This is a genomic window from Bacillus sp. PK6-16, from assembly GCF_056530295.1.
Window position 1 is genome coordinate 3592615 of the sequence record NZ_CP096511.1, and the last position, 14438, is coordinate 3607052.

Annotated in this window: 15 protein-coding genes; 6 read left to right on the forward strand and 9 right to left on the reverse strand. The window is 33.3% G+C overall.

Features of this window, described 5'->3' with window-relative positions; genetic code table 11:
* Window positions 1–74 precede the first annotated feature (74 nt).
* Complete coding sequence (locus M1D66_RS18275; RefSeq protein WP_000762111.1) at window positions 75–773, forward strand: peptidase E; 699 nt, start codon at window positions 75–77, stop codon at window positions 771–773.
* Window positions 774–829: 56 nt separating this feature from the next.
* Here M1D66_RS18275 and M1D66_RS18280 read toward each other — a convergent pair whose 3' ends face one another.
* From M1D66_RS18280 to M1D66_RS18290, 3 genes are all read right to left on the reverse strand, one after another.
* A complete protein-coding gene (locus M1D66_RS18280) occupies window positions 830–2239 on the reverse strand; it encodes an MATE family efflux transporter (RefSeq protein WP_000804129.1) in 1410 nt (469 codons plus the stop codon).
* Between the two features lie 97 nt (window positions 2240–2336).
* Entirely contained in the window at window positions 2337–3101 is a 765-nt protein-coding gene (locus M1D66_RS18285; protein WP_001280279.1) for a DUF2087 domain-containing protein, read from the reverse strand.
* Between the two features lie 411 nt (window positions 3102–3512).
* The gene (locus M1D66_RS18290; RefSeq protein WP_000221433.1) at window positions 3513–3680 is read right to left on the reverse strand and encodes a hypothetical protein; all 168 of its coding nucleotides are present in this window, start codon (window positions 3678–3680) and stop codon (window positions 3513–3515) included.
* Between the two features lie 163 nt (window positions 3681–3843).
* Between M1D66_RS18290 and M1D66_RS18295 the strand changes: the two genes are divergently transcribed.
* The gene (locus M1D66_RS18295) at window positions 3844–4266 is read left to right on the forward strand and encodes a PH domain-containing protein (protein WP_000669066.1); all 423 of its coding nucleotides are present in this window, start codon (window positions 3844–3846) and stop codon (window positions 4264–4266) included.
* A gap of 95 nt (window positions 4267–4361) precedes the next feature.
* Here the strand turns inward: M1D66_RS18295 and fumC are convergent, their stop codons facing one another.
* Entirely contained in the window at window positions 4362–5750 is a 1389-nt protein-coding gene (gene fumC, locus M1D66_RS18300; RefSeq protein ID WP_000456608.1) for a class II fumarate hydratase, read from the reverse strand.
* Between the two features lie 191 nt (window positions 5751–5941).
* Here fumC and M1D66_RS18305 point away from each other — a divergent pair, with 191 nt between their 5' ends.
* Both M1D66_RS18305 and M1D66_RS18310 read left to right on the forward strand, forming a co-directional pair.
* Complete coding sequence (locus M1D66_RS18305) at window positions 5942–6652, forward strand: SDR family NAD(P)-dependent oxidoreductase (RefSeq protein WP_000759545.1); 711 nt, start codon at window positions 5942–5944, stop codon at window positions 6650–6652.
* Window positions 6653–6668: 16 nt separating this feature from the next.
* Entirely contained in the window at window positions 6669–7049 is a 381-nt protein-coding gene (locus tag M1D66_RS18310) for a MerR family transcriptional regulator (protein ID WP_012593198.1), read from the forward strand.
* 40 nt (window positions 7050–7089) lie between these two features.
* Here M1D66_RS18310 and nhaC read toward each other — a convergent pair whose 3' ends face one another.
* From nhaC to M1D66_RS18330, 4 genes are all read right to left on the reverse strand, one after another.
* Window positions 7090–8493 carry a Na+/H+ antiporter NhaC gene (gene nhaC, locus M1D66_RS18315; protein WP_000843992.1) on the reverse strand — a complete coding sequence of 468 codons (1404 nt, stop codon included), beginning with the start codon at window positions 8491–8493 and terminating at the stop codon, window positions 7090–7092.
* 462 nt (window positions 8494–8955) lie between these two features.
* A complete protein-coding gene (locus M1D66_RS18320; RefSeq protein WP_046392564.1) occupies window positions 8956–9615 on the reverse strand; it encodes a class I SAM-dependent methyltransferase in 660 nt (219 codons plus the stop codon).
* A 112-nt stretch (window positions 9616–9727) separates the two neighbouring features.
* Window positions 9728–10612, reverse strand: coding sequence for a TIGR03943 family putative permease subunit (locus tag M1D66_RS18325; protein WP_025686973.1), 885 nt, complete (start codon window positions 10610–10612; stop codon window positions 9728–9730).
* Window positions 10613–10625: 13 nt separating this feature from the next.
* Entirely contained in the window at window positions 10626–11618 is a 993-nt protein-coding gene (locus tag M1D66_RS18330) for a permease (RefSeq protein WP_242284993.1), read from the reverse strand.
* Window positions 11619–11786: 168 nt separating this feature from the next.
* Between M1D66_RS18330 and M1D66_RS18335 the strand changes: the two genes are divergently transcribed.
* Window positions 11787–12974 carry a GTP-binding protein gene (locus tag M1D66_RS18335; RefSeq protein ID WP_006923257.1) on the forward strand — a complete coding sequence of 396 codons (1188 nt, stop codon included), beginning with the start codon at window positions 11787–11789 and terminating at the stop codon, window positions 12972–12974.
* Between the two features lie 35 nt (window positions 12975–13009).
* On the opposite strand, the gene M1D66_RS18340 is transcribed toward M1D66_RS18335, so the two are convergent.
* Window positions 13010–13321, reverse strand: coding sequence for a DUF3784 domain-containing protein (locus M1D66_RS18340; RefSeq protein WP_006923259.1), 312 nt, complete (start codon window positions 13319–13321; stop codon window positions 13010–13012).
* A gap of 139 nt (window positions 13322–13460) precedes the next feature.
* Between M1D66_RS18340 and M1D66_RS18345 the strand changes: the two genes are divergently transcribed.
* The gene (locus M1D66_RS18345; protein ID WP_046392561.1) at window positions 13461–14426 is read left to right on the forward strand and encodes a DMT family transporter; all 966 of its coding nucleotides are present in this window, start codon (window positions 13461–13463) and stop codon (window positions 14424–14426) included.
* The last annotated feature ends 12 nt before the right edge of the window (window positions 14427–14438 follow it).

Sequence of the window (14438 nt, forward strand, 5' to 3'; positions counted from 1 at the left end):
TTACATTACGGAAGGAATGTAACTCTCTTCTATCGAATTTTTATATAACAAAAATAATTAGGTGGTGCTTTACTATGAAATTAGCTGTCATTGGTGGCGGTGATTTACAAGATTCAAATCACTTGCCTATTAATGAACGCCTTATAGAATTAACAAATAAACAGTACCCAAAAATATTGTTTATTCCAACGGCTAGTCATGATGATGAAAGCTATATAAAATTATTTTTAGACACGTTTGAAAAACAATTACATTGTGAAGTACAAATTTTACGCATTACAACAGATTCACCTTCTAAGTATGAAATAGACGAGATGATTCATTCAGCCGATTTAATTTATCTAGGTGGCGGGAACTATATTCACATGCTTACGCAATGGAAAGAACATAGACTCGATGAAAAATTATTATTGGCTCTGCAACAAGGAACACTTATTGCTGGTTATAGCGCTGGTGCTATGTGTTGGTTCACGTCTAGTATCCGATCAGATTATGAGGGTTCTGGTTATATAGAGAGTAACGGTTGGGGAATTGTTAATAAAAGATTCTGTCCACATTATAATCAATTAAACAGAATGAACGCCTTCCATTCCTTTTTACAAAATCATCAAGGGAATATAGAAGGAATTGCACTGGAGGATAATTGCGCTTTATATATTACAGAGGAATCCTTTGAGATTATCGGTGAATCGGAAAAAGCATGGGAGTTTTATATGAGTGATAAAACACTCATTAGACAACATTTTGATATAACTTTAAAAAGCTATTTGTAAACCTGCACTTACGAAAAAATGTCCCTAAGTCTAATAACTTAGGGACATTTTTCTATTTAACTAACTAATCGTGTAATTCGTTTCTTTTGCCATGAAAGCTTATAATATGCATACTGCAATAGTAAGCTGACAATAAATGCTGCTGGATACCCGATCCAAATGCCTTCTATTCCAAGACTTGTATGGTAAGAAAGATAATATGCTACGGGTACTTCTACAAGCCAAATTGAAACAACTCCAATAACAGTTGGCCAAAGTACTGTACCGCTCGCTCGCATTGTCGCACTAATAATTTGTGCATGACCGAAAATTAAATAACTCCATAACGTAATCATAACTAAGCTATGAGCAATTTCAATTGTAGTTTGACTCGTTAAAAATAGTGATAAAATGTCTCTTGAGAATAAGTAAATAAGAGATATTAACACACCACCGATGACGTAGTTCATAATAATTCCGGCCTTCACAACTTTTTGCAATCTATCAAATTGATTCGCACCAATCGATTGTGCCGCAAAAATAGAAACTGTAATACCAAGGCTAACTGCTGGCATTTGTACATAACTTGCAACTTGATTCACAACGCCGTAAGCAGCTGTTGCATCCGAACCGTAACGATTTACAAATGCGATTACGGCAATTTCAGATAATGAAACTAATATCATATTAATACTCGCTGGAATACCGAGCCTTAGTAATAGCTTTAATAACTCCCCATCCATTCGAAGGTATTTTCTAACCGTTCCATCTAGTTGTAATGGGTGATTTTTCTTCTTTAAATACACAAGCATGACAATAAACGTAATAACTGTAGATATAACAGAGGCATAGGCTGCTCCATACACATCTAATTTCGGAGCCCCTAACCATCCAAAAATAAGAACTGGTAATAAAATCATATTTAGCCCTGTACTTACAATTAAAAAGTAAAATGGCGTTTTAGAATCTCCTGTACCTCTCATAAATGTTGTATATGCGAAATATAAAAATAATACTGGCATCGATATAAATAAAATCCGTGCATAATGTACACTTATTTCAATGATATTTTCTGGCGTTCCCATTAGACGCATAATATCCATCGCAAAAATACTGCCTATTATCGCCAACACAACTCCAATAATAAAGGTAAATGTCAGCGTCGTACCAACGATAGCTTTTAAACGATCTTCGTTTTTAGCACCAAACGCCTGACCAATTAAAATAGAGCTTCCTGAACCTATACCAATTACAAATGAAACGAGCAAGAAAAATAATGGGAAGAATGCTGATATAGCCGCTAAATCATTAACTCCAAGCCATCTTCCTACTACTACCATACCAAATAATTGTCCAACCGATTGTAGTACATTACTTAATAATAACGGTACTAAAAACATCGACATCGATTTCCAAATCGGTTTACTCTCACTTTCCAACTTATGTGACTCCGCACCTTCTTTATTGTTATCTGCAGGTGGTTTCAAATGTCATTTCTCCTTTTATTAAAAATCTATTTTCAATCTCTATCTCTTTGTATAGTTGTTATAATACTGTGCTTCTATTCATTTTCTTTTCGTATGATTATAACTTCACCCAATATTGACTTCCATCGGCTGTTCGATCTAAAAATCCATATTCGATTAAATATCTTCTTAAAGTTACAAAATCAGGGTATACATTTTCTATCACTGTATTTACTTCTTTTTCAGTATACTTTTTATTACTATCAAACTTCTTCACTAAATGGCGCAATATAATTAATTTACGCTTTTGTTTCTTCGGAAATTTAGAGAGAGGTCCATCCAATCCTTCTGGAAAATGAGCTTTTAATACTTCATTATTTTCTTCTTCCGTAATATTGTATCGATCATCCACCATCGTTGCTGTTCTATGAATTGGCACAAATTTCGTTTGTACTTTTGATTTTTCTTCTGATAATTCCATTAGCGCTAAAAATACTTTTGCTTGCTTCATTTTCTCTCGCAGTGTAAATCGATGATTACGAATTGTTGATGTACTCCCGCCATCCAACTCTTTTACAATTTCTTTATCATTCAGTCCCGTATAGAAAAACTGAACCATTTTCTTTTGTAAATCCGTTAATCCAGTAAATTTCTTATCCATATTTAGCAAATAATCAAACATAGACGTATGCTCATTTTGAATATGCAATTGGACGAACTTCTCTGCTTCATACAAAACTTGATTATCTTGATAAATAACACCTTTAATAAATGTTTCACCACAAGCTAAGCAAATGTACCCCTCTTTTTCTTCATCAAACACATACCCTTTCTTTAATTCCTCTATTGACGCATCCCAAAACTTCTCTGAAATATCGCTCATACTAAACACTCCTTCAAAATGTTTATTTAAAAACCAAACAAATCACTATATCGTTTATTATCACTTCATCATCTTATCACAACACAAACAAACATTTCAACGTTTCGTTTGCCCATTTTATAAACTTTTATAAAAACATCTATCGAAAGGATTTAATACAACGAAAAGCGAATATGTTTAGACAAATTCATTTTATAGGATGTAAAATAGAACATGAATATTCTTCAAGACCTATGGTTTACCGTTAAGTAAATTGCACAGAATACATATGCGATTAGTGAATATGAAACCGGTATTCACTCATTCCAAAACTTCAGTATTCAATTTTAACTACAAAAAAGATGTTTCCGTATAAGAAAACACCTTTTACTTTTTATTCCGCTATTTACCGGGCAGTAAGCCTCCCACTGATTAACGTTTCACTTTATATATTCTATTTACAGTCTCTACTAAAACCTTACTTGCTTGTACAAATGTATGCTTTCGATTTCTATCTTCAACAAATTTATTAGCACAACTACTCATAATCATCATACAACTAATTATGACTAACGCTATCTTTCTATTCTTGTAAGTCACTTTATGCCACTCCACTATTACAAAACTTCTTTTGAATTTATCCCATCAAGAAATTTTACATGAATAATAAAATGTATGAATATGCAATTCTGCATATTCACACGTTTTATCACAATGTTATGATTTAATTTAGTTAAAGGACAAGTATACTGAGGTGACTAACTTGAAGTTTAAAGCGAAAAAAAATCCATTCCACGTCATTTTCATTACATTATTTATAATTATTTTTTTCATTTCGCTATTCTTCCAAAATGAAAATTCTATTTTTTTCACCCTCATGATGCTATTAAACATCGTGAATCTTTCTTCATTCTATTTCTCTCACTACAACATAACGGAATCATCTCTTGTTGTAAAACACGGTTTCATTTTTCATACTGAAATTCCATTTGAAGATATTCGTCACGTTAAATACTCTGGTAAAAAACTTCATTCAAAAAAATGGACTAGACAACAATTAGAAATCCATTACAATTTATTTGACTCAGTGACCACTTTCGTACCACTAGAAGAAGAAAAATTCATTTCACTCTTAAAAGAGAACTGCCCACAGATGAAAGTAATGAATACGCCTGCTAACAAATAATATATTTTGAAGCTTGTAGTATTGCAAGTAGATGAAACATAAAAATGAACATCAAAAAAGCCAAGATTCTATACTAAGAACCTTGGCTTTCTCTATTACTCTTTTGGAGCAATCATTTTCTTCGGATCTACAATTTCATCAAATTGCTCTTCTGTTAGTAGCCCAGATTGCAATGCTGCTTCTTTTAAAGTTAACCCTTCTTTATGAGCATGCTTCGCAATTTTCGCTGCATTTTCATATCCGATATGTGGGTTTAGCGCTGTTACAAGCATTAGTGAACGATTCACATTTTCATTAATTACTTCTTCATCTGCTTCAATACCAACTGCACAATTGTCATTAAAAGAAACAATTGCATCCGCTAATAAGTGAGCTGATTGTAAGAAGTTATAAGCAATAACAGGTTTAAATACATTTAACTCAAAGTTACCTTGGCTCGCAGCAAATCCGATTGTTGCATCATTCCCCATCACTTGCGCTACAACCATCGTTAATGCTTCACTTTGCGTTGGATTTACTTTCCCTGGCATAATAGAGCTTCCCGGTTCATTTGCTGGAATAATAATTTCTCCAAGACCACTACGTGGACCACTTGCAAGCCAACGTACATCGTTAGCGATTTTCATTAAATCCGCAGCTAATGCTTTTAATGCACCGTGAGTATATACAACTTCATCATGGCTCGTTAATGCATGGAACTTATTTGGTGCAGAAACAAATTGTTTACCTGTAAATTGACTAATTTCCTCTGATACCATCTCACCAAATTTAGGATGAGCATTGATACCTGTTCCAACCGCAGTTCCACCAATTGCTAACTCTTTCATATATGTATTGCTCTCTGCAATCATACGCTCTGTTTTTTCAAGCATACGGTGCCATCCGCTAATTTCTTGCCCTAAAGTTAACGGCGTTGCATCTTGTAAATGTGTACGACCAATTTTTATAATATGTTCAAATGCAGTTACTTTTTCTGCTAAAGTTTCTTTTAATTTCGTAATTGCTGGTAATACGTGATTTTCTACTGCGATTACACAAGCTACATGAAGCGCCGTTGGAAATGTATCATTTGAACTTTGTGACATGTTCACATCATCATTCGGATGAATATGTACGTCAGATCCCTTCTCTTTCAAAATTTGATTCCCACGATTTGCAATTACTTCATTCACATTCATGTTTGACTGTGTACCACTACCTGTTTGCCATACGACAAGCGGAAAATGTTCATTCCATTTCCCTGCAATCACTTCATCCGCAGCTTCTACAATTGCTTCTGCTTTTTCTTCTGATAGCTTTCCTAATTTTTGATTGCTAAGCGCTGCACTCTTCTTTAAAATTGCAAATGCTTTTACAATTTCAAGTGGCATTTGCTCTGTTCCAATTGGAAAGTTTTCTTTACTACGTTGTGTTTGTGCTGCCCATAATTTATCAGCTGGAACTTTTATTTCTCCTAATGTATCTCTTTCAATTCTGTACTCCATGTTTTCATCCCCTTGAAAATATAATACCTACATCTCTTATAATAACAGACTTTCTCTTAAATGATAAGAATTCTCACTCTTATATATAGATATTCTATATTTATTTTTAAAAATTCCTCTTGACCTAAACTTAAGTTTAGGCTGTATCCTTTCCATTGTAACCTACTATAACACTACTGGAGGAATTCAATATGAAAAAATATGCTTTTATAACAGGTGCAAATAAAGGAATTGGATATGAACTTGTTCGTCAATTAGCAGAAAAAGATTATCACGTATTTTTAGGTGCTCGTAATGAACAACTTGGACAACAAGCAGTAGAATCTTTAAATGTTTCAAACGTTTCCTATATTCAAGTAGATATTTCAAATTCACAATCCATTCAAGAAGCAATAAAGAAAATTTACGAAATGACTGACCACTTACATTTATTAATTAATAACGCAGGCATAGCGCTAGACTTCAATACACTACCTAGTGAATTAAATATTGAAACTTTACGCCAAGGATTTGAAGTTAATTTTTTTGGAACTTTCCAAATGATGCAAGCCTTTTTACCATTATTAAAGAATTCAAGCAACAGTAAAATAATAAATGTAACAACTGACATGGCCTCACTAACAATGTTTGCTAATGGTGAAACACATCCAATTAATACACTAGGATATAATTCTTCCAAAACAGCTATTAATGCTTTAACATTAGCTTTTAGTAAAGAATTTTCCACTAACGGTCCCGAAGTATTTGGGGTAACTCCTGGTTTTACAACTACGGATCTTAATGGAAATTCCCCCGGTGGCCATACAACCACTGAAAGTGCTAAAATTATTATTAAATATGCATTAAGTGAAACAAACTATAATGGTAAAATACTTAACAAAGATGGCATTATACCTTGGTAATAAAAGGATGAATGATATGTATTATACAATTGGGCAAGTCGCCAAAATGCAACATTTAACTATTTCTCAAATACGTTATTACGATAAACAAGGACTGTTTCCTTTTCTGCAAAGAAACGAAAAAGGAGATCGAGTTTTTGATGAAGAAGCACTGAAATATTTAGAAATGATTTTGTGTTTAAAAAACACCAGTATGCCAATTCAAAAAATAAAACAATTTATCGACTGGTCTATGGAAGGAGAATCTACCATCCTTCAAAGGTTAGAATTAATGAAACAACAGGAGACCAATGTCTTACAGCTCATGCAAGACACCGAAAAAAACTTAAAAAAGATACAACAAAAAATTGCTAAATATGAGAATGAAATAACTTCAGCAAATGCTATTAAAAAATAAAAAAATCACCTTCTACATATTGTAGAAGGTGATTTTTATTTTATGATGCTTGCTTTCCTTTATCTGCATCATCTACATACCAGATGAATTTGCCTGTATATCCGTAAATAACTGCTAAAATTAACGATACGAAGCTTAACCACATAAACGGAACGTATGAGAACGTTGCTACACCTAAAATACCAGCCATAAAAATACCATTATCAGACCATGGAACCATACCTGAAGTTAACGTTCCACCTACTTCTGAGTTACGCGCTAATACACGACGGTCTATTTTTAATTTATCATAGCTATCTTCCATAATTTTTGGTGTTAAAATTAGTGATACATACATCGCACAACCAAATATATTAGCTAAGAATGCCACGATTAATGTAGACAATGTTACATTACCTGCAGAATTTAATTTCTTCTCAAATTTTGATACGATTACTTTTAAAACACCTAGTTTTTCAAGTAATCCACCAAATCCTAAACCGAAAATAATAACGGCTACTGAGCCAAGCATGCCGTTAATTCCACCACGGTTTAATAACTTGTCAACAAACTCAACACCAGATTGAATTGAGAATCCGTTATAAGCTGTTCCAATCGCCTCTCCAAAGTTCATCCCTTGGAAAAGAGTTGCCCAAATTGCACCAATTAAAGCTCCCATTGCAATTGTTGGCATAGACGGTTTCTTCATCGCTAATAGAACGATAACAATGACCGCCGGAACAAGCATCCATATTTTAATATCAAATTGCTTTAATAAAGCTTCTTTTAAAAATTCTACTCGATTCAAATCTACATTATCGCCGCCATACATCCAACCAGCTACAGTAAACATAATACTAGTAATAATATAAGCTGGAACATCTAATACGAGCATAGCTCGAACGTGAGCAATAACATCTACTTTCGCCATAGAAGCTGCAAGAACTGTGCTATCAGAAAGTGGTGATAATTTGTCGCCGAAATAAGCTCCTGAAAGAACTGCACCAGCAACAAGCGGAAGTGGTAAACCAAGTCCTTCACCAATCGCCATCATAGCAATACCTGCTGTTCCCACTGTTCCCCAAGACGTTCCTGTTGCGATAGAAGTTATAGAACAAATAATTAATGTTGCTAATAGGAATATGCTAGGGTGAATAAATTCTAATCCATAATAGATTAATGTTGGTACTACCCCACCAGCAATCCATGTTCCAATTAAAGCACCTACTGCAACTAAAATCAGTATCGCTTCTAATCCGTTAGAAATCCCTTTCGTAATTGCATCTTGCAATTCTTGATAACGAAATCCTAATCTTAATCCAAGCGCAATTACTAAAAACCATGAAATAAATAGCGCTAATTGAATTGGGAGATCAAAAATCGTTTGGAAGGAAAAGACAACAGCAAGAAATAGTAATAAAAGAACTATGATTTCTAGCATCGATGGTAATCTTACACTTTTCATTTTTTTCTCTCCTTACAAGTCGATAACATGACGTATGTCGTCTTACATGTATGTAATATACAATTAGCGAAGACAAAACAAAATTTTCATATTATTTCGATTTATTTTTCCAGTATAATATATTCACAACCCTTTCTATTGTAAAAGTAGATTACGTTTTTCGCAATGAAAAATATAAAAAATGTTGTATTTTTATTTATCCCGATATTTTCGGCCAATAAGACCTCCGCCTTAAAATTCAGTAAGTGCAAAGCACTTGGGTAAGAAATTAACTACTGTAAAATTCCGAATCGATATGAACATATTAAAGCTTCACTTTATTTACAAGGTACAATCCCATACTAACTTTTTTAATATTTGTTGCAACAAAACTTTTTACAACTATCTTCACTTTTTAATTAACACCATTATTTTCCACATAAAGATAGGGCACACATCCTTAAAATGATGTGTGCCCTATCTTTATTTATACATATTTTGTATTTCTTCTTTATTTTTAATTATTTCCTCAAACTTATCACTACAACCCTTCGGAAATAACACTCCCAGTCCATATGAATGCGCAAATTGAAAATGAGGGCACTTCGCTTTTACCTCATCCCAAAACTTATACACGCCGAAATCACCACTTCTAACTTCAATATCATGAAATAATACAATACCGTTTTTCGCGACTTTCGGTAGCCATGTATTATAATCGTGAGAAACAGCTTCATACGTATGATAGCCATCAATATGCAACAGATTTATCGTTTCATCTTGAAACCGGTCTACAGCATCATCAAAAGTAGATCGAATTAAATTTCCTATATTAAGGTAGTTATCGCTCACTACTTTTTCTACTATTTGAAAAACCCCTTCTCCATATGGACCTGTATGCCCATCTCCAGCCCAAGTATCTACTGCAAAGCATTTAGTCGATAACCCTCCATCTTTTACTCCTTGACAAAAACTGAAGAAAGAAGCACCTAGATGTGTACCTAACTCAACTAAAGTTTCTGGTTTTTCAAATCGTACTAAGTCATATGCAAAATCTAAATGTCCACTCCACGCAGATTGTGACCGAATAATAGGACTAAATGTTTCAAATTCAAATGATGGTTTATGAGTAACCCAGTTCATCGCATAACTCCTTCTGCACATATTTTTAACAAACCAAATTACTCTTATCTTTATTTTTTTATTGCCATGATTATGATTCTATTTCATGAAAATATGAAGAATTTATTCTTTTCTATTGAGGTAAAGCATCATATACATATGGGTCAGTTGGCTTATTAATTTTCTCGATTTTGTTTACTTTTACAAGTGGAAAGACTGTTCCTTTATATGTCGTTTCATCTAATAATCCTGTTATTTTCACCCATGTTTCTTCTGGAATTTTTTCAACATTTTTCCCGGTAACAATCATCCCCCAGACTGATGCATCCGCAATACAACAAGTTATACCATATCGAGCCACTACTGCTTTATTACCCGTCACATCTTTATCCTTATATATAAACCCTAAGAATGTAATTTCTTTCCCTTTAAACCAATTGACATTTTGACCAATTACATTCATTGTTTGAACATAATCCTTATCCTTTACTTGTAGTTTACGCTGTCCTAACATACTTTTTACTACTTGCTCTTCCGTTTTATAAGTCGTTGCTAAATTTGATGTTTCTTCTGGATCAACTGATACTTCTCGCCCATCAAACTTAACCTGTTTCCCCTCTTTTTCGTTCCTTTCCAGACTTCTCGCCTGTACACTTTGATTCATACCCCTTTTTCCTGCTAAACTTCCATCAATTGTTACACTTCCAAAGAGAAAAGCACTAACTATCGGAACAACAAATAAAACATATACAAAGAAACTTTTTATCCCTGATTTTGATGTTGTATGATGTTTACAACAATTACAATCATGCTGTTTTTCTCTTCCATCTCCCCAAACTTGTACAATACCAAAAATTAAAATTACTACAAAAGCTATATACGTAAATTTGATCATTTTTGGAGCAATAAAATTATAAATATTCCCTGTTACAAGTAGTTTAAATAAGAGCATTGCTAAACCAATTAAAATAATGCCACGAATATAGCAATGATATGCCTTCTGCTCCTCGTTCCCCATTCTTTCTCACCTCCTATAACATTATGATTTGCAGGATGGTATACACAGATACAATGACAATTCCCATCAAAAAGAATACAAATCTCTTTTGAAAATACGCAAATAGCATTAACGTATTTTTCATATCAAGCATAGGCCCAAACACAAGAAATGCAAGAAGTGCCTTTACCGAGAAAACATGTCCAAAAGATGCCGCTATAAAAGCATCGGCTGCAGAGCAAATTGATAAAACATAACCAAATCCCATCATAATAAAGGGGGCAATTACTTCGTTATGTGCTACTGCATCCAGTATATTCCGATCAAAAAACGTTTGAAATACACTTGCTAAAAAAGCACCAATCAATAAATACTTACCAGTATCAAAAAACTCATCTACAATGTGATTCATAACATCTTTCCAACTCTTTTTTTTGCTTGTTTGAACTGAAACCTCTACGTCTTTTAAAATATTTCTTTCGCGATAGCAATAATACACAATTAGACCTATAAATAGAGCAACTAGAATTGTTATCCCAAAGCGTGCATATACAACGTAATCATTTTTTGGAAACGCATATACAGTAGATAAAAGAACAACTGGATTCATAATGGGTGCACTCATTAAAATAACAATGCCTACATGAAGTGGTAACCCCTTTTGAATGAGCCTTCTTACAATTGGTATAATGACACATTCACACATTGGAAAAAGAACTCCCACAAATACTGCTGGAATCATTGCAACAATTGGAGATTTCGGCATTACTTTTTGAATCATATCTTCCGTCACAAACACTTGAATACATGAAGAAACAATGACCCCTAATAAAATAAAAGGTATTGCTTCAAAAATGATACTTAAAAATACCGTATTCACATTCAACCATTCCTGCGGCATATTTTTATGCAAATTTACTAGACTTGTAAAATCTACAAAAAATAATAAAAAGAGAAACATAGCGATAAGAGCTATGCCTACTACTTCTTTTGAAACTCTATTAAAGACCAAGCTTCCCGCCTCCATTTTATTTATATGTAAACATGTGCTTGTCCAAATGCTTCATACTACAGCACAAATTTTATAGTCTATTTCTATTCTTAAATCGTAATCATTATGATTTATTATTGATTTTTCTTTTCCCATCGTTTAATATAAAACGTAATCATTACGATTTAAAGGAGAGATCATTTCATGAAAAAAGTACCTATCACTGTATTAAGTGGTTTTTTAGGATCTGGAAAAACTACCTTACTACATCACATTTTGACTAATAAGAATAACTTAAAAGTAGCTGTTATCGTTAATGATATGAGCGAAGTAAACATTGATGCATCTCTTATAAAAAAGGGTGGTTTTTCACGTACGGAGGAAAAACTAGTAGAAATTCAAAATGGCTGTATTTGTTGTACACTACGAGAAGATTTAATGATAGAAGTGAATCGTCTTGTGGAAAATGGTGATATTGACTATATTATTATTGAATCTTCTGGTATAAGTGAGCCTATTCCAGTTGCTCAAACGTTTACTTATACAGACGAAGTTCTTAACATTGATTTAACGAAAAATTGTCGCCTCGATACGATGGTTACAGTTGTAGATGCAAATAGATTTTGGGATGATTTTGCAGATGGAGAAAGTTTATTAGACCGAAAACAAGCAATCGATGAGAATGATACCCGGGAAGTTATTGATTTATTAATAGATCAAATTGAGTTTGCAAACGTAATTATTCTTAATAAGATAGATTTGCTAGAAAAAGAAGATGTGATAGAGCTTCATCATTTACTAAAAAAATTAAATCCTAATGCAAAAGTTCTTGAATCTTCGTTTAGCAAAGTACCATTACAAGAAATTTTAAACACAAATCTATTTAATTATGAAGAAGCCAGTCAATCGGCCGGCTGGATACAAGAATTAAATAGTGACCATCATACACCGGAAACGGAAGAATACGGTATCAATTCCTTTGTTTACCGTCGCAAATATCCTTTCCATCCCAAGCGCCTTATGAATTGGCTAGAAAAATGGCCTTTAGATGTTGTAAGAGCGAAAGGATTCTTCTGGCTGGCATCTCGTAATAATATGATAGGGCTTCTATCTCAAGCAGGTTCCTCTATTACAATTCAAGGAGCCGGTGAGTGGATAGCGGCATTACCTGAAACTGAAAGAAATCAAATGATTACAGAAGAACCAGAAGTATTGAAAAACTGGGATAAACAATATGGAGATCGAATAACCGAACTCGTATTTATCGGAATTGATATGAACCGTTCTTTAATTGAACAATCATTAGATAGTTGTCTACTAACAGAGAAAGAAATGAAACAAAACTGGAATACATTTATTGATCCTATCCCGGCTTTTACTTATACTTCATAACAATTAATAAAAGGCTTCAGTAGAATGAAGCCTTTTTACTTTATAGCACTCTTATTTAATAGGTTTGCTTTAATTATAAATACAATTGTACCTAAAACAATTAATATAGCATATACGATACCAACTACCCCCCCTATTTTTTCTAAGCCAAGCGGTAATATTATAGTAGCAACTCCAACTATATAAGAAAATGCTCCTGAAAGCTTCGCTAATTTATTTTTATCTCCAACAAACGTTTCTTCTTGATATCCTGCTAACAAAAATAACCTCTTTTTCACATGTATTTGATACCCTAAAAAAATGATAAGTAACCCAACAAATAAACAAACTAAAAATCCAGCTAACATATCCTCCCCCTCCTCTACAATATTTTACTATACATAAAAAAAAATAAAATTAGAAATTTCAGTTTATTAACGAGTCATTCTGTGATATATTGCATATTGTATTCAATTTGTATTTTTAGAAAGGAGAACTTTAGATCATATGGATTCAAATCGATTAAAAGGAATTATAATGGTCATAATCGGTGCTTGTTTATGGGGCTTGTCTGGTACAGCTGCACAACAACTTTTTCAATATGACAATGTTTCAACCGAATGGTTAGTTACGATCCGTTTACTTATATCTGGAATTATTTTGCTCATTATTTCCTCATTCGGAACGAGAAAAAAAGAGATATTTGGCATTTGGAAACAAAAATCTGATGCTATTAAAATGATTTTGTTTGGTCTATTCGGTATGCTTGCTGTACAGTATACGTATTTCGCTTCAATTAAAGAAGGAAATGCTGCCGTGGCAACATTATTACAATATTTAGCTCCTATATTCATCACTGTATACTTACTTTTCAAATGGAACGTTCGTCCATCAAAAATTGATTTCATTTCAATTACCCTTTCATTAGTAGGTACTTTTCTCTTACTAACAAACGGGTCTATTCATAACTTGGCTGTTTCTACACCGGCTATTATTTGGGGGATTTTATCTGGATTATCTCTCGCTTTTTATAGTCTATATTCAAAGGGATTACTAGAAAGATGGTCTTCCTCTGTTATCGTTGGATGGGGCATGATTATTGGGGGTATTGGGGTAACGATTCTACACTTTATTACTACAAATGAATTCATTTTATTATCAACTATGAAATATGTAAAACTAAGTACCCTACCGCTCATCACATTTGTCGTCATTTTCGGGACACTTATTGCCTTTTATTTATACTTAGACAGCATACGATACCTGACTCCGAAAGAAACAACATTATTTGGTTGCACAGAACCACTCGCAGCTATTATTTCTTCTGTACTTATATTGCACGTGCCATTTCAATCTTTTCAGTTATTAGGCGCTTTTTGTGTCATTGTAATGGTGCTCATCTTAAGCCAAAAGCCGGATGAAGGGAAACAAAAATTAAAGCTTGTTCATGCAAAAAAGGAAAATATACAATGAAAGGATTGAATT